At 62.1% G+C, this 25,159-nt stretch carries 20 protein-coding genes, 1 pseudogene and 1 riboswitch; of the genes and pseudogenes, 7 read left to right on the top strand and 14 right to left on the bottom strand.

Annotated features, from left to right (window positions below):
- Positions 1 to 2: 2 nt before the first annotated feature.
- Positions 3 to 854, bottom strand: coding sequence for a flagellar motor stator protein MotA (gene motA / locus AC3WP7_RS09030; protein ID WP_058423471.1), 852 nt, complete (start codon positions 852 to 854; stop codon positions 3 to 5).
- 166 nt (positions 855 to 1,020) lie between these two features.
- Here motA and AC3WP7_RS09025 point away from each other — a divergent pair, with 166 nt between their 5' ends.
- The 3 genes from AC3WP7_RS09025 to asd are packed head-to-tail and all read left to right on the top strand — an operon-like array spanning position 1,021 to position 4,305.
- Positions 1,021 to 2,556, top strand: coding sequence for an HDOD domain-containing protein (locus tag AC3WP7_RS09025; protein WP_093121280.1), 1,536 nt, complete (start codon positions 1,021 to 1,023; stop codon positions 2,554 to 2,556).
- A gap of 57 nt (positions 2,557 to 2,613) precedes the next feature.
- Complete coding sequence (locus AC3WP7_RS09020; RefSeq protein WP_071491687.1) at positions 2,614 to 3,429, top strand: rhodanese-like domain-containing protein; 816 nt, start codon at positions 2,614 to 2,616, stop codon at positions 3,427 to 3,429.
- Between the two features lie 15 nt (positions 3,430 to 3,444).
- The gene (gene asd, locus AC3WP7_RS09015) at positions 3,445 to 4,305 is read left to right on the top strand and encodes an archaetidylserine decarboxylase (RefSeq protein ID WP_102591539.1); all 861 of its coding nucleotides are present in this window, start codon (positions 3,445 to 3,447) and stop codon (positions 4,303 to 4,305) included.
- An 81-nt stretch (positions 4,306 to 4,386) separates the two neighbouring features.
- Here the strand turns inward: asd and serB are convergent, their stop codons facing one another.
- Positions 4,387 to 5,601, bottom strand: a complete 1,215-nt coding sequence (gene serB / locus AC3WP7_RS09010; RefSeq protein WP_071491689.1) for a phosphoserine phosphatase SerB — start codon at positions 5,599 to 5,601, stop codon at positions 4,387 to 4,389.
- A gap of 133 nt (positions 5,602 to 5,734) precedes the next feature.
- On the opposite strand from serB, the gene AC3WP7_RS09005 reads away from it, so the two are divergent.
- Complete coding sequence (locus AC3WP7_RS09005; RefSeq protein WP_071491690.1) at positions 5,735 to 7,222, top strand: AhpA/YtjB family protein; 1,488 nt, start codon at positions 5,735 to 5,737, stop codon at positions 7,220 to 7,222.
- A gap of 186 nt (positions 7,223 to 7,408) precedes the next feature.
- Here AC3WP7_RS09005 and AC3WP7_RS09000 read toward each other — a convergent pair whose 3' ends face one another.
- The 8 genes from AC3WP7_RS09000 to AC3WP7_RS08965 all read right to left on the bottom strand — a co-directional run bounded on the left by AC3WP7_RS09000 (position 7,409) and on the right by AC3WP7_RS08965 (position 16,344).
- Positions 7,409 to 8,119 (bottom strand): PqiC family protein, encoded by a 711-nt coding sequence (locus AC3WP7_RS09000; protein WP_071491691.1) that lies wholly within the window; start codon positions 8,117 to 8,119, stop codon positions 7,409 to 7,411.
- 176 nt (positions 8,120 to 8,295) lie between these two features.
- Complete coding sequence (gene parC, locus AC3WP7_RS08995) at positions 8,296 to 10,560, bottom strand: DNA topoisomerase IV subunit A (protein ID WP_092246599.1); 2,265 nt, start codon at positions 10,558 to 10,560, stop codon at positions 8,296 to 8,298.
- Positions 10,561 to 10,633: 73 nt separating this feature from the next.
- Positions 10,634 to 11,629, bottom strand: a complete 996-nt coding sequence (locus tag AC3WP7_RS08990; protein ID WP_093121283.1) for an esterase-like activity of phytase family protein — start codon at positions 11,627 to 11,629, stop codon at positions 10,634 to 10,636.
- The gene (gene parE / locus AC3WP7_RS08985) at positions 11,629 to 13,536 is read right to left on the bottom strand and encodes a DNA topoisomerase IV subunit B (RefSeq protein ID WP_071491693.1); all 1,908 of its coding nucleotides are present in this window, start codon (positions 13,534 to 13,536) and stop codon (positions 11,629 to 11,631) included. The genes AC3WP7_RS08990 and parE overlap by 1 nt, the downstream gene beginning before the upstream one ends.
- Before the next feature lie 44 nt (positions 13,537 to 13,580).
- Positions 13,581 to 14,189 carry a YqiA/YcfP family alpha/beta fold hydrolase gene (locus AC3WP7_RS08980; RefSeq protein WP_071491694.1) on the bottom strand — a complete coding sequence of 203 codons (609 nt, stop codon included), beginning with the start codon at positions 14,187 to 14,189 and terminating at the stop codon, positions 13,581 to 13,583.
- A gap of 184 nt (positions 14,190 to 14,373) precedes the next feature.
- The gene (gene cpdA, locus AC3WP7_RS08975) at positions 14,374 to 15,189 is read right to left on the bottom strand and encodes a 3',5'-cyclic-AMP phosphodiesterase (protein WP_093513444.1); all 816 of its coding nucleotides are present in this window, start codon (positions 15,187 to 15,189) and stop codon (positions 14,374 to 14,376) included.
- A gap of 97 nt (positions 15,190 to 15,286) precedes the next feature.
- Positions 15,287 to 15,736 (bottom strand): DUF1249 domain-containing protein, encoded by a 450-nt coding sequence (locus AC3WP7_RS08970; RefSeq protein WP_012721893.1) that lies wholly within the window; start codon positions 15,734 to 15,736, stop codon positions 15,287 to 15,289.
- Positions 15,727 to 16,344, bottom strand: a complete 618-nt coding sequence (locus AC3WP7_RS08965; protein ID WP_058423483.1) for an NUDIX domain-containing protein — start codon at positions 16,342 to 16,344, stop codon at positions 15,727 to 15,729. The genes AC3WP7_RS08970 and AC3WP7_RS08965 overlap by 10 nt, the downstream gene beginning before the upstream one ends.
- Positions 16,345 to 16,537: 193 nt before the next feature.
- Here AC3WP7_RS08965 and AC3WP7_RS08960 point away from each other — a divergent pair, with 193 nt between their 5' ends.
- Positions 16,538 to 17,275, top strand: a complete 738-nt coding sequence (locus tag AC3WP7_RS08960) for an RsiV family protein (protein WP_092246590.1) — start codon at positions 16,538 to 16,540, stop codon at positions 17,273 to 17,275.
- Here the strand turns inward: AC3WP7_RS08960 and cytX are convergent.
- Positions 17,241 to 18,534, bottom strand: a pseudogene (cytX, locus tag AC3WP7_RS08955) (putative hydroxymethylpyrimidine transporter CytX). The gene AC3WP7_RS08960 and the pseudogene cytX sit on opposite strands and share 35 nt — an antisense overlap.
- A gap of 130 nt (positions 18,535 to 18,664) precedes the next feature.
- A complete protein-coding gene (gene thiC, locus AC3WP7_RS08950) occupies positions 18,665 to 20,554 on the bottom strand; it encodes a phosphomethylpyrimidine synthase ThiC (RefSeq protein WP_071492292.1) in 1,890 nt (629 codons plus the stop codon).
- 144 nt (positions 20,555 to 20,698) lie between these two features.
- A riboswitch (TPP riboswitch) is annotated at positions 20,699 to 20,804 on the bottom strand.
- Between the two features lie 196 nt (positions 20,805 to 21,000).
- Between thiC and AC3WP7_RS08945 the strand changes: the two genes are divergently transcribed.
- Positions 21,001 to 22,440, top strand: coding sequence for a TolC family outer membrane protein (locus tag AC3WP7_RS08945; RefSeq protein ID WP_071492293.1), 1,440 nt, complete (start codon positions 21,001 to 21,003; stop codon positions 22,438 to 22,440).
- A 41-nt stretch (positions 22,441 to 22,481) separates the two neighbouring features.
- Here AC3WP7_RS08945 and waaA read toward each other — a convergent pair whose 3' ends face one another.
- Together waaA and AC3WP7_RS08935 are read right to left on the bottom strand one after the other, a co-directional pair.
- Positions 22,482 to 23,759 carry a lipid IV(A) 3-deoxy-D-manno-octulosonic acid transferase gene (waaA, locus tag AC3WP7_RS08940; protein WP_102591538.1) on the bottom strand — a complete coding sequence of 426 codons (1,278 nt, stop codon included), beginning with the start codon at positions 23,757 to 23,759 and terminating at the stop codon, positions 22,482 to 22,484.
- Positions 23,760 to 23,782: 23 nt separating this feature from the next.
- On the bottom strand, positions 23,783 to 24,673 hold the full coding sequence (locus tag AC3WP7_RS08935; protein WP_071492295.1) for a LysR family transcriptional regulator: 891 nt from the start codon (positions 24,671 to 24,673) through the stop codon (positions 23,783 to 23,785).
- 101 nt (positions 24,674 to 24,774) lie between these two features.
- On the opposite strand from AC3WP7_RS08935, the gene AC3WP7_RS08930 reads away from it, so the two are divergent.
- Positions 24,775 to 25,110, top strand: coding sequence for a DMT family transporter (locus tag AC3WP7_RS08930; RefSeq protein WP_012721885.1), 336 nt, complete (start codon positions 24,775 to 24,777; stop codon positions 25,108 to 25,110).
- The last annotated feature ends 49 nt before the right edge of the window (positions 25,111 to 25,159 follow it).

Raw genomic sequence — 25,159 nt, 5'->3', positions numbered from 1 at the left:
GCTTAGCGACCGCGAACCGCTTGTTCCAGCTCGGCGAAGCTTGGGCGATGCTTGGGGTACAGCACTTTACGACCGAACTCCACCGCCAGCGACGGCGGCATGCCGGAAGCGGAAGCAACCAGGCTGGCCTTGATCGATTCGTACAGGTTCACTTCTTCCTTGGCGTCATGGGCCAGGGAAGTCGCCAGCGGGCCGAAGAAGCCATAGGCCGCCAGAATACCGAAGAAGGTACCGACCAGCGCTGCACCCACGTGCATGCCGATAGCGGCCTGGTCGCCCTCACCCAGGGACGCCATGGTCACCACGATACCGAGTACCGCCGCGACGATACCGAAACCCGGCATACCATCGGCGATGCCGGTCACAGCGTGGGAGGGGTGCTCCAGCTCTTCTTTAAGGCTGAACAACTCCATGTCGAACAGGCCTTCCAGCTCATGGGGGGCCATGTTGCCGGAGGACATGATGCGCAGGTAGTCACAGATGTAGGCGGTCATGCGCTCGTCCTTGAGCACGGCCGGGTACTTGGCGAAAATCGGGCTGGCGGCAGCGTCTTCGATATCGGCCTCGATGGCCATCATGCCTTCGCGACGGCTCTTGTTGAGGATCTCGTAGACCAGGCCCAACACCTCCAGGTAGAAGGTATGGGTAAAGCGTGAACCGAACATGCCCAGCGACTTCTTGATCACGTGCATGGTCATGTAGCCGGGGTTGGCCTGCAGGAATGCACCCAGCGCCGCACCGCCGATGATCATCACCTCGAAAGGCTGGATCAGCGCAGCGATTTTACCGTGGGACAGGACGTACCCGCCGAGCACGCTTGCGAAGACGACGATGATGCCGATAATTTTAGCCATAGGAGATGAGTACTTGCGCCGTCGGGTTCATGGACATATTGGGTGTAGCAGAAAACTCTTGTTCTACTTATCGGCAAAACTGCGCCAGACTATAGCCCGTTAAGGCGAAAAGCCAGTTCGGCCCGCTCCGGGCGTGTAGACCGCAAGTGATGATCGCGCCCCAATCATGGCTAATGAAACGACAGTCCCAACTGCAAAACCCAACTCTCTCGCCGCTTGGATCAAGCGCCTGGACGAAGTGCTGCTGCCCGTTCCCCAGGCCAGTCACGACCGTGTGTGCAAAGGCATCCGCGATAACCGCAGTTCATTGCGGGATATTGCCGAACTGATGCAAAGCAGCCCGGCCCTGGTGCTCAGCGTGATGCGCGAGGCCAACAGCCACACCCATGGCAGCCTGGCGGAACCGGCGGAAAACCTGGAAGTGGCGCTCAACCGCCTGGGCCTCAAGCGCGCCGAAGAACTGCTGGCACGCCTGCCCTCGGTGCCGGCCAACGAGATCCCCGTGGCGTTGCGCCAACTGTTGCTGGTCAGCCAGCACGCGTCGCAGCAGGCCAACGGTTTGTTCGGCAGTCGCCTGGCGCGGCTGTGGCAAGACATCCACTGGGGCAGCCTGTTGTTCCTGTCGCCACTGTGGCCGATGGCGGTGGCCTACCCCAAGCTTCTGGAGGAGTGGGAGCTGCGGGTTATCCACAAGGGCCAATCAGCCCGCACGGTCGAGCAGGAATTGTTCGGCGTACGCCTGCTGGACCTTTGCGTCGGCATGACCGAAGCCTGGCACCTGCCGATCTGGGTGTCCCAGGGCTATAAGTTGCTGATGAGCGAGCAGCGCCTGCTGGTCAAGGCCCTGCATATCGCTCGTGAAGACGACCCGCTGCGCCATCAGCAATTGCTCGACGCTGAACCCAATCTGCGGCGCTGGCTGAACCAGCCGGCCAATACCGTGTTGCTGGCCAACGGCCTGGCGATGTCGGCCCAGGAATCCTGGACCTGCCCGCACACCGAACGCTGGCAGTTGCTCACAGCGCTGTACCTGCAACAACCGTTGGGTGAGGTGCAGCAACTGGTCCACCAACAAGCCGTCACCAGTGCCCGTACCACCCTGATGCCCGACCTCTGGCACCCGGCGCTATCGCTGATCTGGCCGTGGCACGTGGCGAAGATCCATCGCGGCCTGCTGCCGGCGCCACCGCCCACCGCCGAGGCCCTGGCCGTGTGGCGCAAGCGCTGCACTGAACTGTTGGTGGAACCGAGCCGCTTTGCCAACGCGATGCACCTGACCACCTGCGCCAAGGAGGCCTTGGTCGCCAGCGGCATGCAACGGGTCATGCTGTTGATGGCCGATCGCGCCATGAGCACCTTGCGCGTGCACCAGGTCGATGGCCTGCCCAAGGACGCCGCCAACCTGAGCCTGGACGTGGTCAACAGCACCTTGCTGCAACGCCTGCTGGAAAAGTCCGCCCAGGTGCGCCTCAACCCCGAAAACCATGCCCAGTTCTCAGCCTTGCTGCCGCCGATCCTGCGCCGTCTGTTCACCGGCGAACACCTGCTGCTGCGCTCCCTGAGCTGCAATGGCAAGGTGGTGATGCTGATGGTGGCCGACCAGGGTGGGGGGCCGTTCTCGGAAACCACCGTGCAGGCCTTCGGCAAAACCGCCCAATGCATCGAAAAAGCCCTGCACTGCTTTACCAACCGCAGCGCCTGATGCTTGCGCTACAATCGCCCTCTTTTATCGCCAACATTTGTGCCCAGGAGACCTCACATGCCTGACTTCTCTGGCTTGCCGCTGGTGATCGAATCCAGCGACCTGATTGGTCGCCTCGGTGCCGAACACCTGATTCTGGTGGACCTCACCAGCGCTGCCCGCTACGCCGAAGGGCATATCCCCGGCGCGCATTTCGTTGACCCCAAGCGCACCCAACTGGGCCAGCCGCCGGCGCCCGGCCTGCTGCCCAGCAAGGCGGACCTGGAAAAACTGTTCGGCGAACTGGGCCACACCCCGGATGCAACCTACGTGGTCTATGACGACGAAGGCGGCGGCTGGGCCGGGCGCTTTATCTGGATGCTCGACGTGATCGGCCACCAGAAATACCACTACCTGGATGGCGGCCTGCTGGCCTGGCTGGAAGAACACCACCCGGTATCCACCGACGTGCCCGCGCCTGTCGGTGGCCCGGTCAGCCTCACGCTGCACGAAGGCCCCACCGCCACGCGTGAATACCTGCAAAGCCGGCTGGGTGCTGCCGACCTGGGCATCTGGGATGCTCGCGGGCCGCTGGAATACTCCGGCGAGAAGGTCCTCGCTGCCAAAGGCGGGCATATCCCCGGCGCGGTCAACTTCGAATGGACCGCCGGCATGGACAAGGCACGCAACCTGCGTATCCGCCGTGACATGCCGCAGATTCTCGAAGACCTCGGATTGACCAAAGATAAAGAAATCATCACTCACTGCCAGACTCACCACCGCTCTGGCTTCACCTACCTGGTGGCCAAGGCGCTCGGTTATCCGCGAGTCAAAGGTTATGCCGGTTCCTGGGGCGAATGGGGCAACCACCCCGACACCCCCGTCGAGATTTAAGGTTTAAGGACAGTTATGAAAAAGCAGTTGTTTATCCTCAGCCAATACTTGCTGCCGCACCACTTGCTGTCGCGCCTGGCAGGTTGTATCGCCGAGTGCCGCGTGCGCTGGTTCAAGAATGCCTTCACCGCCTGGTTTGCCAAGCGCTATCAAGTGGACATGTCCCAGGCCCTGGTTGAAGACCTGAGCGCCTATGAGCACTTCAACGCCTTCTTCACCCGCGCCCTGAAAGACGGCGCCCGCCCGCTGGATCAAACCCCAGGCGCGGTGCTGAGCCCTGCCGATGGCGCGGTCAGCCAACTGGGCTCGATCGAACATGGCCGCGTATTCCAGGCCAAGGGCCACAGCTTCAGCGTGCTGGAACTGCTGGGTGGCGATGCGGCCGTAGCTGCACCGTTCATGGGCGGCGACTTCGCCACCATCTACCTCTCACCGAAGGACTACCACCGCGTGCACATGCCGTTGGCCGGCACGCTGCGCGAGATGGTCTACATTCCTGGACGCATCTTTTCGGTCAACCAGACCACCGCTGAAAACGTACCCGAGTTGTTCGCACGTAACGAGCGCGTTGCCTGCATCTTCGACACCGAACGCGGCCCGATGGCCGTGGTATTGGTGGGCGCGATGATTGTGGCGTCGATTGAAACCGTATGGGCCGGCTTGGTGACACCGCCAAAGCGCGAGCTGAAAACCTTCCGCTACGACGAAGCTGCACGTGCGCCGATCCACCTGGAAAAAGGTGCCGAGCTGGGGCGCTTCAAGCTGGGATCGACGGCGGTTGTGCTGTTCGGGCCGGATCAGGTGAAGTGGGCTGAAGAATTGGCGGCGGGTACGCCAGTGCAGATGGGCGAGGGTATTGCACTGCCAAAAGCCTGATTTGAATTCAGTACAGAGCAAATGTGGGAGGGGGCTTGTCCCCTCCCACATTTTTAACTGTATTCCTACTGTGAGATCGAGTTACAGCTGACCGTCGCGATCGCGAAAGCCCAGCAGGTACAACACACCGTCCAGCCCCAGCGTCGAAATCGCCTGCTTGGCCGATTGCTTTACCAACGGCTTGGCCCGGAACGCCACACCCAACCCGGCAATCGCCAGCATCGGCAAGTCATTCGCCCCGTCGCCGACTGCAATGGTCTGCTCCAGACGCAACCCTTCCTTGTGAGCCAATTCCTTGAGCAGATCCGCTTTGCGCTGTGCGTCGACAATCGGCTCCACCGCCACGCCGGTCACCTTGCCATCCACCACTTCCAGCTCGTTGGCGAACACATAGTCGATACCCAGCCTGGCCTGCAATTGCTTGGCGAAGTAGGTGAAGCCGCCGGACAGAATGGCGGTCTTGTAGCCCAGGCGCTTGAGTTCGGCGAACAGGGTTTCGGCGCCCTCGGTCAGGCGCAGGGAAGCGCCGATGGAGTCCAGCACGCTCACGTCCAGGCCCTTGAGCAGCGCCAGGCGCTCCTTGAAGCTGGCGCGGAAGTCGAGTTCACCGGCCATGGCGCGCTCGGTGATTTGCGACACCTGCTCGCCAACACCCGCGGCCTTGGCCAGCTCGTCGATGACCTCAGCCTCGATCAGCGTCGAGTCCATGTCGAACACTGCCAGGCGGCGGTTGCGGCGGAACAGCGAGTCTTCCTGGAAGGCGATATCGACGTTCAGCTCCTGGGCCACGCTGAGGAACTCGGCACGCAGGGCCTGCGGGTCGGCCGGTTCACCGCGCACGGAGAACTCGATGCAGCCCTTGCCCTTGTCGGCCGGCGTGTCCAATGGCATACGACCCGACAAACGGTCGATATGGTCGATATTCAGGCCATATTGCGCGGTGATGGAGCTGACGCGCTGCAGTTGCTCGGCGGTGACCTTGCGGGTCAGCAGCGTCACGATGTGGCGCTTCTTGCCCTGGCCGGCAACCCATTGCCGGTAATCCTCTTCGGACACCGGGGTGAAACGCACCTGTTGGTCCAGCTTGTAGGCCGTAAACAGGATGTCCTTGAGCACCGAAGACGCCTGCTCGGTGCTCGGGATCTCGACCAGGATGCCGAACGACAGGGTGTCGTGGATCACCGCCTGGCCGATGTCGAGAATGTTCACACCACCCTGGGCCAGAACGCCGGTTATGGCTGCGGTCAGACCCGGGCGGTCTTCCCCAGTGATGTTAATCAGGACAATTTCGCGCAAGGCGCACCCCCAGGCTGGAAAAAAACCGCATTCTACCCACTTTCAGTGACCATCGGGCACAGCCAGCGCTTTGCCGGTCATGGGGCTGTCGCTATACTGCGCGTCAACTTCACGGACCAAGAGCCGAGCGCAAGTGAACCGGCCCACGCCAGTAAAAACCGATAACTTCTTCCTGCTGATCTTCCGGGCACTGCGCCACCGCCGTGTACCGATCGCATTACGCATCGCCAGCCATAACGTGATCCTGGTCGCCCTGGCCCTGGTGATCTACGCCTGCGTGATGGGATTGCAGTTCAAGCAGGCCATGCACGAACAAGCCGACGCCCTGGGCGAGAGCCTGACGACCCAGACCGCCACCTCGGCGACTGAGTTGCTGGTGTCCAACGACATCCTCAGCCTCAACGTACTGCTCAACAACCTGACCAAGAACCCGCTGGTGGCCCACGCCGCCATCTACAGCGTGGACAACCGGATCATGGCCGAAGCCGGGCAACGCCCGAAAAACGGCCTGCTGGGTGAAGCCGAAGGCCTGTATTCGAGCAATATTACGTTTCAGGATGTGAAGGCCGGCCAACTGCGCATCAGCCTCGACATGCAGCAATTCCAGCAGCCGATGACCATCAGCCTGCAAAGCATGGGCATTCTCAGCGCGATCCTGCTGGCCCTGGCCCTGGCCCTGAGCCTGCGCCTGGGACGGCATATCTCTACGCCCTTGATGCAACTGCGCATCTGGCTGCGGGACATCGACGAACATACTCCGGCCACTGATCGCCAGGACGAAATAGGCGACCTCGCTCGCCAGCTGCACGCCAGCTTCGCCCCGGAACCGGTGGTGCGCGAGATTGAGCCCGAGCCTGAGTTCGACGATGAGCCTGAGTTTGAAGTGGAAGACGCCCCGGTCGCAGGCCTCAAACCTGCCACTCGCCAGGCGTTCAAAGCCGAAGAGGACGAGCTGGACGACGAAGACCCGTTCGCCGATCTGCGCGACACCTCGGCCAGCGCCCCGGCCGTCGCCGCCAAACCGGCTCCGGTAAAGAGTGCGGAACCCCAGTACAGCGCCGTTCTGGCGGTGCAACTGGGAGCACAGGATCAACTCCGTCGCCTGCCACGCGCACGCCTGACCGAGTTGCTGGAACGCTACCGTGACTGCCTCGACCAGGCCGCTTCGCTGTACCAGAGCGAATTGCACACCCTGAACGATGGCAGCACGCTGATGCTGTTCCACAGTGAAGACAGCGGTGAAGACTACCTGACCAACGCCATCTGCTGCGGCGAGTTGCTGCGTGCCCTGGGTCATGAATTGCAGATCGAAGTGGCGGACAGCGGCATTACCCTGCAACTGCAGCTTGGCCTGACAGTGGGCGACGATCTGTTCGGCATAAGCCAGATCGACCTGCTGCTCACCGAAATCGCCCAGGACGCCCTGGCCCTGTCCCAACACAGCCGCAACCTGCTGCTGGTGGAGCGCAAGATCAGTGAAGACACGCTGATCCGCCAACGCGCGCGTATCCGCCCGATTGCCAGCCCCGAGGGGGCCAGTTGTGTGGAGCGATTGATGGAGCCGTATCCGTCGATGCTGGAGCGGCAGTTGGCGCGGATGCATGAGACCCGCGCCAAATAAAACGGTAGGACTCATGTGGGAGGGGGCTTGCCCCCGATAGCCGAGTATCAGTTAACACATCATTAACTGAACTACCGCTATCGGGGGCAAGCCCCCTCCCACATTGGGTCCGCAGCCTGGCTCAAATTGCGCACAAACAAAAAGGCCCGCTTAATCAGCGGGCCTTTTGTTTGTGCGCGATTCAGGTCAGAACCTGAACACTTCCATATCCGTACGGATCGGCGTAGCCATCGGCATCTTCGGCTTTTGCGGCTCTGCCGGCCTGGCCTGCGCCGGCGCGCTTTGCTTGCGCGGCGCTTCGGCAATCGGCGGTTGGTTGGCCAATGGCTTGAGCGCCACCGACAACTGCTGCGCCAAATGCTGCAACAACACGCCCTGGGCCTGGACCTGGGACGCAGTGGAACCGGTGTGCTGTTCCTGCAAGTGCACGATACGGTTATCACGCACCTGCCCACGACGGTCGATCAAGCGCCATTGCGCATCGAGGATGGCCGGTTGCGACGTGCCGGAGTCAAGCCGGGTAATGGTCAGCAACACCTGTACATCAGGCGTGAACCCGGAGGGCCCTGGTGCCAGGACCACCCGCTGGCTGTCCAACTGACCCGCCACCTGGCGCAACATCAACTGATTGATATCAGAGGACAAACTCCCCGCCCAACGGCCATCGGTGGAACCTTGCAGGCTTCCATCGTTCTGACGTTGCAGGAGGGTTTCGCGTTGCAGGTAGTCGGCTACGACCACCGGGCCGAGCAGGACGGCCATGCCGGCGGACTGTGCAGGTTGAGCCGGGCTTCCGCTGTCCAGCTGGTACAGCGACACCGGTTGGTGCGTGCTGCAGCCCGCCAGCCCCAACAGGCCAGCGAGCATGAAAATAAAAGGAAGGCGTGGAGCAGTCATCATCCCATCCAGGTGGCTGCCACAAGGCGAACCACAATGTAATACTAAAAATAACCTAAACACGCTCGGCCACGCCGGCGCTGGAAAGGCCATATCATCCGTGAATATGCGCCATGACTCCAGCGCCAAAGCATCGATCTACGCGTTAAATCGTAGATCGAGAGCTCTAAAACGCGTTAAACCGGCGCTTCTACCAGCAAGGCATCCACTCGCTGGAAGCCTCGAGGCAGTTTGTTACCACGCCGACCACGTTCGCCCTTGTAATGTTCAAGGTCGTCAGGGCGTAGCGACAGCGTACGCTTGCCGGCCTGGAGCACCAGGGTCGCGCCTTCCGGGATCACCGCGATGTCGGTCACGTACTCTTCGCGACTGGCCACCCGCTCGCCGGGAATACCGATGATCTTATTGCCTTTACCTTTGCCCAACTGCGGCAGGTCGCTGATCTTGAACACCAGCAAACGCCCTTCGGTGGTCACCGACGCCAGCCAGTTGCTCTCACGATCATCCACCGGCCGCGGCAGGATCACCTTGGCGTTGTTGGGCAAGCTCAGCAACGCCTTGCCCGCCTTGTTCTTGGCCTGCAGGTCTTCACCCTTGACCACGAAACCGTAACCCGCGTCGGACGCGATCACATACAGCGCATCGTCGTCCGGCAGCAGCACACATTCGAAATTCGCCCCTGGCGGCGGCGTCAGACGCCCGGTCAACGGCTCGCCCTGTCCCCGTGCGGATGGCAAGGTGTGAGCCGGCACCGAATAACTGCGCCCGGTGGAATCGATAAACACCGCAAACTGGTTGGAACGCCCGGCCGCAGCGGTCTTGAACCCGTCACCGGCCTTGTACGACAGACCAGTGGCGTCAATATCATGCCCCTTGGCGGATCGAACCCAACCCTTTTCCGACAGAACGACAGTAATTTTCTCGTTTGGCAGCAGCTCGGTTTCTGTCAGGGCTTTCGCCTCGGCACGCTGCACAATTGGCGAACGACGCTCGTCACCGTAGGTTTCGGCGTCTTTGATCAGCTCGCTGCGCACCAGTTTCTTCAGCTTGGCCTCACTGCCCAGCAGGGCTTGCAGCTTGGCTTGCTCCTTGAGCAGCGCGTCCTGTTCGTCGCGCAGCTTCATCTCTTCCAGTCGCGCCAATTGACGCAAGCGGGTATCGAGGATGTAGTCAGCCTGGATCTCGCTCAGCTCAAACCGCGCGATCAGCTCGGCTTTCGGGTGCTCGGCGGTACGGATGATATGGATCACTTCATCCAGGTTGAGGTAGGCAATCAGCAAGCCGTCCAACAGGTGCAGGCGGCGCTCGACCTTGTCGAGGCGGAATTGCAGGCGGCGACGCACGGTCTGCACCCGGAACTCCAGCCACTCCACCAGCAGGTTGCGCAGGTTCTTCAACTGCGGCTTGCCGTCCAGGCCGATGATGTTGACGTTGACCCGGTAGCTGGACTCCAGGTCCGTGCTGGCAAACAGATGCTGCATCAACACTTCGTGGTCGACCCGGCTGTTGGTCGGGATGATCACGATGCGGCATGGGTTCTCGTGGTCGGACTCGTCACGCAGGTCGGCCACCTGCGGCAGTTTCGACGGTTTGGCCTGCATCAGCGCGGCGATCTGCTCCAGCACCTTGGCGCCCGACACCTGGTGCGGCAGCGCGGTAACGATAATGTCGCCATCCTCGATGTGGTACACGGCGCGCATGCGCACCGAGCCCTTGCCGGTTTCGTACATTTTCAGCAGGTCGGCGCGCGGTGTGATGATTTCCGCTTCGGTCGGATAGTCCGGGCCCTGGATGTGCTCGCAGAGCTGTTCAACCGTGGCTTTGGGCTCATCCAGCAAACGCACGCAGGCCGTGGCGACCTCACGCAGGTTGTGCGGCGGTACGTCAGTGGCCATACCCACCGCAATACCGGTGGTGCCATTGAGCAGGATATTCGGCAAACGTGCCGGTAACACCAGTGGCTCGTCGAGCGTGCCGTCGAAGTTGGGCCCCCAGTCGGCGGTGCCCTGCCCCAGTTCGCTCAGCAAGACTTCCGAGTAACGCGACAGGCGCGCTTCGGTGTATCGCATGGCAGCGAAGGACTTGGGATCATCCGGCGCACCCCAGTTACCCTGGCCGTCCACCAGCGTGTAGCGATAGCTGAACGGTTGGGCCATCAGCACCATGGCTTCGTAGCACGCCGAGTCGCCGTGGGGATGGAACTTACCGAGTACGTCACCGACGGTACGTGCCGATTTCTTGTGCTTGGAATCAGCGTCCAGGCCCAACTCACTCATGGCGTAGATGATGCGCCGTTGTACGGGCTTCAGGCCGTCGCCGATATGCGGCAAGGCACGGTCCATGATCACGTACATGGAGTAGTTGAGGTAGGCATTTTCGGTGAAGTCAGCCAGCGACCGGCGTTCTACGCCGTCTAAGCTGTCTGCGAGGATGTCACTCATGCGGGCCTCATCATGCTTGGGTATGGCGCAGCGGAAATGCCACGGCACCGGGTCAATTCAAAAAAGTGTTGGCTCATGGCTTGGCGCTCCAGCCACCCACAGGGGCGGCAAAACGATAGACCATGGGGCGTTTTTCACCATCGGCACGTGGGCCGAAATTGTTGTCCAGACCGATCCAGGCGCCATCGGCGTCCACCACCAACGCTTCGGCCAGGCCGTAGGGCTGATCGTATCGGCGTTGCGGCGTGAGCATCTCGGAAGCAAATGACCAGCATTGCTCGACAGCCCCTGTGACGGCATCGCGGCGGCACAGCTGGTATTGGCTGCTTTCGAGCGTGAACAATTTGCCCTGAAACAGCGCCACATCCGAAAAATTCCTGGCGACCGCCTTGGCCTTGGGCACCTGGGCAGGCTGCATCTCGGTGCCCGCCTCGCTCAATAACACGCACGGACCATCGCAGTCCCAGAGGCTTTGCGGACGCTTGATGGAAATCAGGCCACGCCGTTCACGCTCAGCCGCCAGCCAGATCTGATTGCCTTCAGGATTGATCGCCAGGCCTTCAAACAATGCATTGAAGTGCAGCAACAGGCCGCTGGCCCGGGCCTCACGCACCATGCCCGGTGCGATCCTCAACCAGTCCGGCGCCCCCGTAACCGGCACTTGCAGCACCGCCGCATGGGCTTCGCTGACAATGTAGCGGTTACCGGCGGCATCGCAGGTGATACCTTCAAAATCCAGGTCGCCACCGCGAATGAGCGAGGCTGCCTTGGTGCGCGAACGCAACCCCCAGGGCAAGCCGGACTCGGGCACCGGCGGCACGTCGATCTTCACGGTTTCGGCCTTCCAAGTCGTCTCGCTTGTATCCAGGCGGTAGATCTGGTCGTCGTCACGATCGGAAACCGTCCACAACTCGTTACCGCACAACGCCAGGCCCGACAGGTTGCCGCCGCGCATGCCGTCCACCGGGTGTTCGGACACCAGCTTGAGCTCGGCCGCAGGCGCGGCAGCCACCTGGGCGGCCGCCAAACTGCTCAACATCAGGATCGCCAGGGCGAAACCTGTGCGCATCAGCCCAGAACCTCGGCCAGGTTGCCTTTGGATTCCAGCCAGGACTTGCGGTCCGGCGCGCGTTTCTTCGCCAGCAGCATGTCCATCATTTCCGAGGTGGCGGCGAAATCGTCGCCCAGCGTCAACTGCACCAGGCGCCGGGTGTTCGGGTCCATGGTGGTTTCGCGCAGTTGCGGCGGGTTCATTTCACCCAGGCCTTTGAATCGCGTGACCTGTGGCTTGCCGCGCTTCTTCTCGGCCACCAGGCGGTCGAGGATGCCATCGCGCTCGGCTTCATCCAGGGCGTAGTAAATCTCTTTGCCCAGGTCGATCCGGTACAGCGGCGGCATGGCGACGTAGACGTGGCCGGCATCCACCAGCGGGCGGAAGTGCTGGACGAACAGCGCGCACAACAGCGTGGCGATGTGCAGGCCGTCGGAGTCGGCGTCGGCGAGGATGCAGATCTTGCCGTAGCGCAACTGGCTCATGTCCGCCGCGCCCGGGTCTACCCCAATGGCCACGGCGATGTTGTGCACTTCCTGGCTGGCCAGGACTTCGCTGCCATCGACTTCCCAGGTGTTGAGGATCTTGCCGCGCAACGGCAGGATCGCCTGGAACTCCTTGTCCCGCGCTTGCTTGGCGGAACCGCCGGCGGAGTCACCTTCCACCAGGAACAGCTCGGAGCGCATCGGATCCTGCCCGGCGCAATCGGCCAGTTTGCCGGGCAATGCCGGGCCCTGGGTGATGCGTTTGCGCTCGACCTTCTTGCTGGCCTTCAAGCGACGGCCGGCGTTGTTGATTGCCAGCTCAGCCAGGGCCAGGCCCAGTTCAGGGTGCTCATTGAGCCACAGGCTGAACGCATCCTTGACCACCCCAGAGACAAACGCCGCCGCTTCACGGGACGACAGGCGCTCTTTGGTCTGGCCGGAGAATTGCGGCTCCTGCATCTTCATCGACAGCACGAACGCAATGCGCTCCCACACGTCTTCCGGCGCCAGCTTCACCCCGCGTGGCAGCAGGCTGCGGTATTCGCAGAATTCGCGCATGGCATCGAGCAGGCCCTGGCGTAAGCCGTTGACGTGGGTGCCGCCCTGGGCCGTAGGGATCAGGTTGACGTAGCTTTCCTGCACGCTATCGCCGCCCTCGGGCAACCACAGCAGCGCCCAGTCCACGGCCTCTTTATTACCGGCCAGGCTGCCGCAGAACGGCTCGTTGGGCAGGCGCTCGAAGTCGCTGACGGAGTCTTCCAGGTACGAACGCAGGCCGTCTTCGTAATGCCACTCGACCTTCTCGCCGGTGCCTTTGTCTTCAAAGGTCACCAGCAGGCCCGGGCATAGCACGGCCTTGGCCTTGAGCACATGCTTGAGGCGGCTGATGGAGAATTTCGGCGAATCGAAGTATTTCGGGTCCGGCGCGAAGTACACGCTGGTGCCGGTGTTGCGCTTGCCAACGGTGCCGATCACTTCCAGGTCGGTGGCTTTGTAGCCATCGGCAAAGGTCATCTGGTACTCGTTGCCGTCGCGCTTGACCTTGACCCGCACCAGCGTGGACAGGGCGTTGACCACGGAAATACCCACACCGTGCAGGCCACCGGAAAACTGGTAGTTCTTGTTGGAGAACTTGCCACCCGCGTGGAGCTTGGTGAGGATCAGCTCGACGCCCGGCACCCCCTCTTCCGGGTGGATGTCCACCGGCATGCCGCGACCATCGTCGGACACTTCCAGGGAGTGGTCAGCGTGGAGAATGACATGCACCGACTTGGCGTGCCCGGCCAAGGCTTCGTCGACGCTGTTGTCGATGACTTCCTGGGCAAGGTGGTTCGGCCGACTGGTGTCGGTGTACATGCCGGGGCGTTTGCGCACCGGGTCGAGGCCCGAGAGGACTTCGATGGCGTCGGCGTTATAAGAGCTAGCGCTGGGAGTGGCCATGGGGTCTCGTCGTGAGTCGTTCGATTAAAAAATGACCTGCGACTTTACAGTGCAGCAAAGTCGAAGGATTGATACTGATCTGCGCCAATACCGGCAAAGCTCAAGATCGCCGGTAATTGCCGGGCGAAACCCTGGTAACCATGGTCGCCGCCGGCCTGGATGCGCAAGGCACAGGCCCGGTAATACTGCTGGGCGAGGCGATAATCCAGGGTTTCATCCCCGGTCTGCAACCACACCTGATACCGCGCGGCGTCCTGGGGCGCCGGCACTTCCAGTTCGGCCAGGGCCGTCACGTGGTCGTGGGTCAGCTCCCAGGTTTCATCGGTGTAGAGGTTCTTCTGGGTGCCCAGGTAACCGTCGAACATCCGATGGGGGCTGACCGCCGGGTTCACCAGCAATGCCTTGAGGCCATGGCGTTCGGCAAGATGGGTTGCATAGTAGCCGCCGAGTGAGCTGCCGACCAGCAGTGGCCGACCCAGTTCGGCAATCGCGGCTTCCAGTTGAGGAATCGCCTGACGGGGATGGTGATGCAGGGCCGGTACACGCAGTTGCCCGGCCAGGCCAAGGTTGTCCATCACGGTGATCAGCTGGCTGGCCTTGTTGGACGCCGGCGCGCTGTTGAAACCGTGGATATACAGGATCGAAGCGGACATGCCGGGCTCTCCATGACTCAGCCAAAGAGGCGCAGTTTACAGGGATCGAAGCCGTGTGTGATGACCTCAGCCCTCAATACACCGAAGATCCAATGTGGGAGTGGGCTTGCCCCCGATAGCGGAGTGTCAGGCACTGTTAGATGTGACTGATCCACCGCCATCGGGGGCAAGCCCCATCCCACAGTCAATAGCCGTTGCTGCCGTAGTCCACGGTAAATTCGAAGCCCTGGACACGCTCCACCCCGGTCTCCAACCGTCCGTCGGCGTGCAGGCGCAGCCAGCGGTAGCCCGGTGCCTGTTCACTGACCTTGAAATCCTCGCTGCCCGGCGCGAACTGGATGCAGGTGGACGGCGACGCCAGCAGGCGCACGCCGTTGCGCTCGTGGTCGATTTCCTGGTGCACATGCCCCCACAGTACCGCCCTCACCTGCGGGAAACGGTCGAGCACCGCAAACAGGGCCTCCGGGTTGCGCAGGCCAATGGGTTCCATCCAGGCGCAACCGATGGACACCGGATGATGGTGGAAGCACACCAGATGGTGACGGTTCGGCGCTTCGCTCAGGGCCTGGGCGAGCAGTTGCAATTGGCTGTCCTGCAAGTAACCGGGCACAGAGCCGGGTACAGCGGAGTCCAGCAGGGTGACACGCCAATGGCCGATATCGACCACCGGTTCCAGCAAGTCGCTGTGCACGGCGGCGTGGGCCATGATCTGCGGCTCGTCGTGATTGCCAGGAATCCAGCGCGTCGGGGCGCCAATGGGCGCAGTCATATCGCGAAACTGCTGATACGACTCCAATGTGCCGTCCTGGGAAATATCCCCCGTAGCCAATAGCAGGTCGATCCGGGGCTGCTGCGCACGCACCAGCTCGATCACCCTTTGCAGGCTGTCACGGGTGTTCATGCCCAACAGCGTGCCATCGGCCTCGGCAAACAGGTGGCTGTCGGACAGTTGCACCAGCAAGGCCGGTGCATCGGGGCTCACGGTGGATACGCTCGGCAAGGCGCTCTCCCAAGGCAATCGCAGGAATGGACGTTTGGCGTGATTATGCTGGGGCAGGACACAAAGAGGAAACCCAGGAAGCGGACGCAGTTCACATCTACCGCACGGCTTCGAACTCATGGCCCAGGGCCAGGCAGTGGCTCAACCATTCACCGAGGAACACATTCAGTTGTGCTTTCTCGTCGGGCTGGTGCATGAACACGTTGGGGTAAGGATAGATGCTGCGAAAGCGCCGCGCATGTTCGGCGCTGATCACTTCGGCCATGCGTGCGTCGTGGTACACCTGCACTTCCAGCTGCGGCACCGGCAGCCAAGGCAGGCTGTGCTCCTGGCGCACGCGCAGGGTGGTGGTGTACGGGCAGTTGACGATCACTTCCAAGGCCAGCACGCCGAGCATCTGGTCGCCATGGGTCACGCCGATACGCCGCGCCTCGGGGGCGTGGCGCATGTCGGGGAGCAGGCGCATCAGCCGCGCATAGTTGGCCTCGCAGGCGGCTTGCAGCCCGATCAGGTCGACTCGATAACGTTCCCGTGCCTTTACTGCCATAACCCCCTCACTTCCGCGCGATTAAGCGCAAGCCACTGCAGGGCGATAATGCTGGCTGCGTTGGAAATTTTGCCGTCGCGCACCGCTTGCAGGGCATCTTCGAAGGCCCACACGGTGACGCGGATATCTTCAGCTTCTTCTTCCAATCCATGGACGCCCCCCGCGCCCGAGCTGTCGCAACGGCCCAGGTACAAGTGGACAAATTCGGTACTGCCACCGGGCGACGGGAAATATTTGGTGATCGGCCACAGCGCGGAGAATGTCAGCCCAGCTTCCTCCTCGGCTTCGCGGTGTGCAACCTCCTCCGGCTCTTCATCCTTGTCGATCAGGCCGGCGACCATCTCTACCAGCCACGGGTTGTCGGTACGCCCCATGGCGCCGACGCGGAACTGCTCGATCAGCACCACTTCGTCACGCTGCGGGTCGTAGGGCAGCACGCACACGGCATCATGACGAACAAAGACTTCACGGTTGATCACCCGGCTCATGCCGCCATCGAACTTCTCGTGGCGCAGTTGCACGCGATCAAGCTTGTAGAAGCCCTGGTAGGCATTGTCGCGCTGAACAATCTCGATTGTGCTCGGCGTCGATTTTGCAAAATCCGTCATATCCCTTCCTCGTTGAGCCTGCGCAATTGGCGCCATCCTAACGCGCTCATGCCTCTGGATGCAGCCCCTTTCCAGTTGCCGGGATAGACGGCGGGCGTCAAACACACTCTAATCAGCTTAGTGGCGAACTGACTGCCGTGCTGGCAGTCGAAGCTCCACAAATTTCGCTCTTATCGATAGACGAAGGACTTACATGTCGCTTTTAAAAATCGCCTCCGTGGCCTGCATCGCATTGACCCTCGGCGCGTGCCAGAGCCTGTTCCAGCCGAGTTACAAAACCCCGGTGGAAGCCACCCGCGACGCCACCGAGCAAAGCAAGCCGGGCTGCGCCAGCGCCGATTGCCCGCTGGTGAATATCGACACCGTGCACTTTGCCAAGGAACCCAAGCTGGACGCATTGATTGAACAGCGCCTGCTGGAAATGACCCAAAGCGATCCCCTGCCGACGAGCCTGGAGACCTATCGCGAGCAATTCCTGAAAACCGCCGCTCCACGCAACAGCATGTACTTGCAGGCCAAGGTACGTGAACAGCATGACGGCTTGGTGATCATCGAATTGTCCAGCTACCTGGACCAGGGCGCCACCCACGGCGAGCCCGGCCGTGCGTTCATCAACTATTCGCGCCAGCGGCAAAAGGCCCTGACCCTGACCGACATGCTGCTGCCCGGCAAGGAAGATGCGTTCTGGAAAGCCGCCCAGGTGGCCCACAACAGCTGGCTGATCAGCACCCGCCTGAGCCTGGAGCCGGAGTATGTGAAGACCTACCCCTTCCAGAAAACCCCGAACGTGGCGCTGACCTATGGGGGCGTGATCCTCAAGTACCCTACCAACACCATCGCGCCGTACGCCCTGGGCCACGTCGAATTGCAGATTCCCTACTCACGCCTGGACGGCATCATCCAGCCTGAGCTGGTGCCTGCACGCCGCTGAAGGCTTTAGCCAGAATTAACTGCAACAGCCCTGCCAGCACCAGCGCCGGCAGGGTCGCGCCGATGTCCGGATAAAGATTGGCCAACAGGTGATACGTCGCGACGCCGCCCAGCCAAGCCAGCAGCGCCGGCCAACGCAGGTTGGCGACAGCGCCCTGGCCACGACGACGCAGGATAAAGTGATCCACCAGCACCACGCCGAACAGCGGCGCGAACACCGAGCCGATCAGCAACAGGAAGTTCTGGTATTGCGCCAACGGTGCAAAGCAGGCGATAAGCGTGCAGATCACGCCGATGGCCAACGCCAGGTGCTCCACCTTCAAACGCAACAGCATGCCGCTGGAAACCGCCGCCGAGTGAATATCGGCAAAGGCATTTTCCGACTCATCCAGCAGGATCAGCAGCAGCGGAATCCCCAGGCCAGCCCCGGCCAGCGCCAGCAACAGCGCATTCACCTCACCGCTCGGCGCAAACGCCAGGGTGTAGGCCACGCCCAGGCTCATCAGCCAGAAATTACCGATAAAGAAACCCAGCGCCGTGCCGCCGAACACGTTTTTGGCGCGCTTGCCGAAGCGTGAGTAATCGGCAATCAGCGGCAGCCATGACAGCGGCATGGCAATCGCGATATCAAAGCCCACCGCCGAACGGCATCGAACTGTCACCGGCGTTGGCCCAGAGTGCGGCGAGGTCGGCTTTGGCGAACAGGTTCCAGGTCAGCCACAGGCAGGCGGCGAGCAGCAGCCAGATACCCCATTTGCGCAGGACCTGACGCACAAACGTCAGTGGACCGCTGACCGCCAGCAAGGTCGCCAGACCGCCGAAGAACAGCGTCCACAGCAATGGGCTGGCCAACAGGCTGCCGTCGCTGAATGCCCGCGCGCCCAACAGGCTCGCGGCGTCACGCATCACGATGATTTCGAACGAGCCCCAGCCGATCAGTTGCAGCAGGTTGAGCAACGCCGGCAGGCTGGCGCCCTTGGCACCCAGGCTGAGCTTGAGCGCGGCCATGGCGGACAGGCCGGTATCGCTGCCGATGACGCCGACGGCGGCCAGCAGCAGGACGCCGACCAGGGTGCCAAGGGAAATCGCCAGCAACGAACCGGACAAGCCCAGGCCCGGCGCCAGCAAGGCGCCGGTCTGCAGGACCATCAGGCCGATGCCGAGGGAGAACCACAGGGAGAACAGGTCGCGGGCGCCGAAGACTCTTTTGTCGCTCGGCACTGCGATATCGGGGGAGTAAGTACTCGGTTGAATGCTCAAGGGGGTTATCTCTGAGGAACATTTGTTGTTTGTCGGATCGCTATCGGGGGCAAGCCCCCTCCCACAATTTGAGTAATGTGGGAGGGGGCTTGCCCCCGATAAGGCCGGTACAGGCGCCTACGATCTCGAATCAGACCTTTTTGTAGAGCTGACTGCCTTCCTGCTTGAACCGCTCCGCCTGCTCGGCCAGGCCCTTGGCCACATCCACGTCCACCGCTTCAATGCGCTGGTTGGCCGCGTACTCACGCACTTCCTGGGTGATCTTCATCGAGCAGAACTTCGGCCCGCACATCGAGCAGAAGTGCGCGACCTTGGCCGAGTCCTTCGGCAGGGTTTCGTCGTGATAGGAACGCGCGGTGTCGGGGTCAAGGCCAAGGTTGAACTGGTCTTCCCAGCGGAACTCGAAACGCGCCTTGCTCAAGGCGTTATCGCGGATCTGCGCGCCCGGATGACCTTTGGCGAGGTCCGCCGCGTGGGCGGCGATCTTGTAGGTGATGATCCCGGTCTTCACGTCATCCTTGTTCGGCAGGCCCAGGTGTTCCTTGGGCGTGACGTAGCAGAGCATGGCGCAACCGAACCAGCCGATCATCGCCGCGCCGATGCCGGAGGTGATGTGGTCGTAGCCTGGCGCGATGTCGGTGGTCAGCGGGCCGAGGGTGTAGAACGGCGCTTCGTCGCAGCACTCGAGCTGCTTGTCCATGTTCTCCTTGATCAACTGCATCGGCACGTGGCCAGGGCCTTCGATCATGGTTTGCACGTCGTGCTTCCAGGCGGTCTTGGTCAGTTCGCCCAAGGTTTCCAGCTCACCGAATTGCGCGGCGTCGTTGGCGTCGGCAATCGAACCCGGGCGCAGGCCATCGCCGAGGGAGAAGCTGACGTCGTAGGCCTTCATGATTTCGCAGATTTCGTCGAAATGCGTGTAGGTGAAGTTCTCTTTGTGGTGCGCCAGGCACCACTTGGCCATGATCGAGCCGCCACGAGACACGATGCCGGTGACGCGCTTGGCGGTCAGCGGCACGTAGCGCAGCAACACGCCGGCGTGGATGGTGAAGTAGTCGACGCCCTGCTCGGCCTGTTCGATCAGGGTGTCGCGGAACAGCTCCCAGGTCAGGTCCTCGGCGGCGCCGCCGACTTTTTCCAGGGCCTGGTAGATCGGCACGGTGCCGATCGGCACCGGCGAATTGCGGATGATCCATTCGCGGGTTTCATGAATATGTTTGCCGGTGGACAGGTCCATCACCGTGTCCGAGCCCCAGCGAATGCCCCAGGTCAGTTTGGCCACTTCTTCTTCGATGGACGAACCCAGGGCGCTGTTGCCGATGTTGCCGTTGATCTTCACCAGGAAGTTACGGCCGATGATCATCGGTTCCAGTTCGGTGTGGTTGATGTTGGCCGGGATGATCGCGCGGCCGCGGGCGATTTCTTCGCGCACGAATTCGGGGGTGATGATCTTCGGCACGCTGGCGCCAAAGCTGTGGCCGGCGTGCTGCTGGTCGAGCAGGCCACTGGCGCGGGCTTCTTCGAGCTTCATGTTTTCGCGGATGGCGACGTATTCCATCTCGGCGGTGATGATGCCTTTGCGCGCGTAGTGCATCTGGGTGACGTTGGCGCCGGCCTTGGCACGACGCGGGTTCTTCACATGGGCGAAGCGCAACGCGGTCAACTCGGCGTCGCTGAGGCGCTGTTGGCCGAAGTGCGAGCTGAGGCCCGGCAGGCGCTCGGTGTCGCCACGCGCTTCGATCCACGGCGAGCGCACATCGCCCAGGCCTTTGCGCACATCGATGATCACGTTGGGGTCGGTGTAGGGGCCGGAGGTGTCATACACGGTAACCGGCGCGTTGATCTCACCGCCGAAATCGGTGGGGGTGACGTCCAGGCTGATTTGTCGCATCGGTACACGGATGTCCGGGCGAGTGCCTTCTACGTAGATCTTCTGCGAGCGGGTAAAGGGCTGCACGGAGCCGGAGTCGACTTTGGCCGACTCACTCAAATGCACGGTATTTTTTAATTTTGTAGTCATCACGGGCTCCAATATCCAGGCGGTGGATTATTGTCGGAGCGAACCTGTGACGGACGGACGCACTGGAACCAGTGCTGTGCTTGGCGCACGAGGCTGTTCGATTGTCGAACAACATCCCGGACGAAGCACAAGAGGACTCGCCGGGTGACGAGAAATCTTGTTCCCTACGCAGGCGCTAACCTGATCAGGTTCAACGGGATCCGGTATTTACCGATCTCAGCCTTCCAACAAGGCACCCCGACAAGAACGCGGCCAGTCTAGACCATGCCGTGGGCAAATTGCCAATGGCGGTGCATTCAGCGTGATGAATGGCGTGATTGCGGGATTGTTGCGCCGAGTCAGCACCACTACACTCGGTTGCCGCCACAATGCTTGACGCCAGGAATGGCCGGCCTTAGCCTTGGGCGCTAAATTATCATCGTAATATTCAAACTAGGGATCGCCTCATGCTGCGCAAACTTTCACTGGCTTTTGCCGTGTCTTGTGCGACCAACGGAATGGTCTGGGCAGCTGAAGCGCCCTTGTCCGCCAAAACCGACCTGGTCAGCGTCTACCAGGAAGCGGTGGACAACAACGCCGACCTGGCCGCCGCCCGTGCCCAGTACGGCGCGCAAAAGGAAGTGGTGCCCCAGGCCCGCGCCGGCCTGCTGCCGAACCTGACCGGCGGTGCCGATATCAACAACGTGCGCACCCAGATCGACACCCCGGCCGCTACCGCCAACCGCGATGCGCACTCCTGGCGCGCCACCCTGAGCCAGCCGCTGTTCCGTGCCGACCGCTGGTTCCAGCTGCAAGCCGCCGAGGCCACCAATGAGCAGGCGGCATTGCAACTGTCGGCCACCGAACAGAACCTGATCCTGCAAAGCGCCGAAAGCTATTTTGCCGTGCTGCGCGCCCAGGACAACCTGGCCTCGACCAAGGCCGAAGAAAACGCGTTCAAACGCCAGCTGGACCAGTCCAACGAGCGCTTTGACGTGGGCCTGTCGGACAAGACCGACGTGCTGCAATCCCAGGCCAGCTACGACACCGCCCGCGCCAACCGCATCCTGGCCCAGCGCCAGGTCGAGGATGCGTTCGAAGCGCTGATCACCCTGACCAACCGCCAGTACAACTCGATCCAGGGCATCGTCCACACGCTGCCGGTGCTGCCGCCGCTGCCGAACGACGCCAAGGCCTGGGTCGAAACCGCCGGCCGCCAGAACCTGAACCTGCTGGCCAGCAACTACGCGGTCACTGCCGCCGAAGAAACCCTCAAGCAGCGCAAGGCCGGTCACGCGCCAACCCTGGACGCCGTGGCGCAATATGAGAAAGGCGACAATGACGCCCTCGGTTTCAGCAACCCGAACGCCTTCGGCACCCCGTACCGGGGTGATGTGGAACAGCGCACCATTGGCCTGCGCCTGAGCATCCCGATCTACAGCGGCGGGCTGACCAGCTCGCAGGTGCGTGAGTCCTACTCGCGCCTGGGCCAGACCGAGCAGCAGCGCGAAGGCCTGCGCCGCCAGGTGGTGGAAAACACCCGCAACCTGCACCGCGCGGTGAACACCGACGTGGAGCAGGTACAGGCGCGCCGCCAGTCGATCATCTCCAACCAGAGCGCGGTGGAAGCCACGGAAATCGGCTATCAGGTGGGGACGCGCAATATCGTCGACGTGCTCGACTCACAGCGCCAGCTCTACGCGTCGGTGCGCAACTACAACAACAGCCGCTACGACTACATCCTCGACAACCTGCGCCTGAAGCAGGCGGCCGGCACCTTGAACCCGGGAGACCTGCAGGACCTGGCGCGCTACCTCAAGGCTGACTACAACCCGGACCGCGACTTCCTGCCGCCGGACCTGGCCAAGGCTGCCGCCGAGCAGCTCAAGGCCCGCCCCGGCAACTGAATCCACTGCAACCCCCCTCCCACATTGAGTCAGGTGCTGATTCAGTTAGCCAGCAGTCGACCCAGGCCATCCAGTAAACGCTTCAACGCGCCCTGGTTGGCCTGCATCACCCTGAGCCCCGCCTGCGCCATCTTGCGCGCATCCTGCGGCAGTTCGAACAACTGGCGCACGGCTTCGGCCAACCCTTCTGCGTCGTCCACCGCGCGCAACGCCCCGGCTTCACGCATCATCGCGGTGATTTCGAGGAAGTTGAACACATGTGGCCCCATGATCACCGGCAAGGCCAGCGCCGCCGGTTCCAGTGGGTTGTGCCCACCGGTCGCCACCAGGCTGCCGCCTACGAACGCGCTATCGGCCAAGGCGTAGAGAAACAGCAACTCGCCCATGGTGTCGCCGAGCAGTACCGACGTGTTCGCGGTGACGGGTTCGCCACTGGAGCGACGCACCGTGGCAAAACCCTGCTGCTCGCACAATGCGAACATCGGGCCGAAGCGCTCCTGATGGCGCGGCACCAGAATCAGCAGAGCGTTGGGGTAGCTGTCGAGCAGTCGGCGATGGGCGGCCAGCACCACCTCATCTTCACCTTCATGGGTACTCGCTGCGATCCACACCGGACGCTCGCTGGCACCCCATTGCGCGCGCAACGCGGCGGCGCGCACCGGCAACTGGGGGTCGATGGTCAGGTCGAACTTGATCGAGCCGGTGACTTCGACGGTTTCCGGCCGAGCCCCCAAATCCAGGAAGCGCTGCGCTTCGGCTTGCGTCTGCACAGCGAACAGGCTCATTTCGGCCAACATCGGCGCCGTCAGCCTGGCAAAGCGCCCATAGCCCTTGGCCGAACGCGCCGACAACCGCGCATTGGCCAATGCCACCGGAATCCCGCGCCGGGCGCAGGCGTGGATATGATTGGGCCACAGCTCGGTTTCCATGATCACCGCGAGCTTGGGCTGTACACGATCAAGAAAACGCTTGGCCGCGCACGGCAAGTCATACGGCAAGTAGCAGTGCTGGATTCGCGGTTCATTGGCGAACAACGCCTGGATACGCTCGGAACCGGTCGGCGTCATGCAGGTGACGGTGATCGGCAGCGTCGGATAACGCTCCAGCAACCCGCGCACCATAGGCGCAGCGGCAATGCTTTCGCCCACCGACACGGCGTGCACCCAGATCCCACCCGGCCGCATCACCGGCAAGCCATAGGAGAAGCGCTCGCCGACGCGCTTGGCATAGGCCGGCGCCTTGCGCGCGCGCAGCCACAGACGTAAAGCCACCAAGGGCAGCGCCAGGTAAAACAGACAGCTGTAGAGAGTTCTATTCATGGCGGCGGAGTTTATCGGCTTTTTCAGTCGATCGCCTGCAAGCACTCGGCAAATCGTTTGGCCAGGAAGCGCGCTGCCGGCCCCAGATGTTCGTCGCGCCGCCAGACCAGCTCGACCACCAGGGCCGGCGGCGTCCATTCGCTGTCCAGTTCGACCATCTGTTGCTGGTAGGTCGGGTATTGCACGATATGCCGCGGCAACCAGGCCCAGCCCAGGCCACTCATCAGCCATTCGGCCAGCACGTAGAAACTGTCGGCGCGCCACACCAGCGGGCTGGCGGCTTCGCTGCCGGGGTAGACACTGGTCTGGGTCGACATCAGCAACTGGCGGAACTGCGCCAGGTGCTGGCACGTTACATAGGTTTGCTTGGCCAGCGGGTGATTCACACCGCACACCGTGACCATCTCCACGCTGCCGACCACGCGCCGCTCCAGGGCTTCAGGGATCTGGTCGTGATAGAACAGCAGGCCCAGGTCAGCCTTGCGCTCCACCAGCTTGCGCGCCACATCACCCTGGGCCGCGCTGGACAACTGTACCTCCAACAACGGGTACTGCCCGGCCAGTGCCTCAAGACTATCGAGCACTGGCTGGAACAGCATGGCTTCATCCTGGGCCAGGCGCAGGCAGGCCTCTTCACCACGGGTCAATGACAGTGCCCGGCCATTGAGTCGCTCGCACTGGCGCAGCACTTCGCGCGCTTCTTCCAGCAACACACTGCCGGCTTCGGTCAGCCGGGGCTGGCGGCCGCTGCTACGCTCGAACAGGCTGACGCCCAGGTCCGCCTCCAGCATGGCAATCCCATTGCTGACCGCCGATTGAGCCTTGCGCTGCTGGCGCGCCACCGCCGAAAACGAACGCTGCTCGGCGACGCTGACAAACAAACGCATCCGTTCCAGATCCCACTGTACGCTCATGGCTCAACCCATCTTTGATTCGGATAGGTAATGACTTTACCCCATCTGACATAACTCTAAAATGCCAGCCTTAACTGACCGCTTTATCCGAGGACTGCCCCATGAACGCCGCCTACTGCTATCTGGCTATCGCCATCTGCTCGGAAGTGATCGCCACCGTTTCCATGAAAGCCATCAAGGGCTGGAGCACGCCTATCCCACTGCTGCTGGTGATCGTCGGCTACGGCGTGGCGTTCTGGATGCTGACGCTGGTGGTGCGCACCGTACCGGTGGGCGTGGCCTACGCGGTGTGGGCTGGAATGGGCATTGTGATGGTCAGCATCGCGGCGTTGTTCATCTACGGGCAAAAGCTGGATATCCCGGCGATGCTGGGGATGGGCCTGATTGTGCTGGGCGTGGTGGTGATCCAGCTGTTCTCGAAAACCGCCGGGCACTGACCACTCCTCAACAGCCTGTATACTGCGCCTCTTGTCTTGAACACTGAGG

Source organism: Pseudomonas sp. FW305-3-2-15-C-LB1 (genome assembly GCF_058787615.1).
Note: the sequence above shows the minus strand (reverse complement) of the source record. Positions and strands in the feature narration are given on the sequence as shown.

What these genes read in the sequence shown, in the direction of transcription:
- AC3WP7_RS08960 (WP_092246590.1), top strand. Translation starts at nt 16,538, where the DNA reads ATGTCGCTTTTAAAAATCGCCTCCGTGGCCTGCATCGCATTGACCCTC.
- AC3WP7_RS09000 (WP_071491691.1), bottom strand. Translation starts at nt 8,119, where the DNA reads ATGACTGCTCCACGCCTTCCTTTTATTTTCATGCTCGCTGGCCTGTTG.
- thiC (WP_071492292.1), bottom strand. Translation starts at nt 20,554, where the DNA reads ATGACTACAAAATTAAAAAATACCGTGCATTTGAGTGAGTCGGCCAAA.
- AC3WP7_RS09025 (WP_093121280.1), top strand. Translation starts at nt 1,021, where the DNA reads ATGGCTAATGAAACGACAGTCCCAACTGCAAAACCCAACTCTCTCGCC.
- AC3WP7_RS08935 (WP_071492295.1), bottom strand. Translation starts at nt 24,673, where the DNA reads ATGAGCGTACAGTGGGATCTGGAACGGATGCGTTTGTTTGTCAGCGTC.
- parC (WP_092246599.1), bottom strand. Translation starts at nt 10,560, where the DNA reads ATGAGTGACATCCTCGCAGACAGCTTAGACGGCGTAGAACGCCGGTCG.
- asd (WP_102591539.1), top strand. Translation starts at nt 3,445, where the DNA reads ATGAAAAAGCAGTTGTTTATCCTCAGCCAATACTTGCTGCCGCACCAC.
- AC3WP7_RS08965 (WP_058423483.1), bottom strand. Translation starts at nt 16,344, where the DNA reads ATGACGGATTTTGCAAAATCGACGCCGAGCACAATCGAGATTGTTCAG.
- AC3WP7_RS08930 (WP_012721885.1), top strand. Translation starts at nt 24,775, where the DNA reads ATGAACGCCGCCTACTGCTATCTGGCTATCGCCATCTGCTCGGAAGTG.
- AC3WP7_RS09020 (WP_071491687.1), top strand. Translation starts at nt 2,614, where the DNA reads ATGCCTGACTTCTCTGGCTTGCCGCTGGTGATCGAATCCAGCGACCTG.
- AC3WP7_RS08990 (WP_093121283.1), bottom strand. Translation starts at nt 11,629, where the DNA reads ATGCGCACAGGTTTCGCCCTGGCGATCCTGATGTTGAGCAGTTTGGCG.
- AC3WP7_RS08970 (WP_012721893.1), bottom strand. Translation starts at nt 15,736, where the DNA reads ATGGCAGTAAAGGCACGGGAACGTTATCGAGTCGACCTGATCGGGCTG.
- waaA (WP_102591538.1), bottom strand. Translation starts at nt 23,759, where the DNA reads ATGAATAGAACTCTCTACAGCTGTCTGTTTTACCTGGCGCTGCCCTTG.
- AC3WP7_RS08980 (WP_071491694.1), bottom strand. Translation starts at nt 14,189, where the DNA reads ATGTCCGCTTCGATCCTGTATATCCACGGTTTCAACAGCGCGCCGGCG.
- parE (WP_071491693.1), bottom strand. Translation starts at nt 13,536, where the DNA reads ATGGCCACTCCCAGCGCTAGCTCTTATAACGCCGACGCCATCGAAGTC.
- motA (WP_058423471.1), bottom strand. Translation starts at nt 854, where the DNA reads ATGGCTAAAATTATCGGCATCATCGTCGTCTTCGCAAGCGTGCTCGGC.
- AC3WP7_RS08945 (WP_071492293.1), top strand. Translation starts at nt 21,001, where the DNA reads ATGCTGCGCAAACTTTCACTGGCTTTTGCCGTGTCTTGTGCGACCAAC.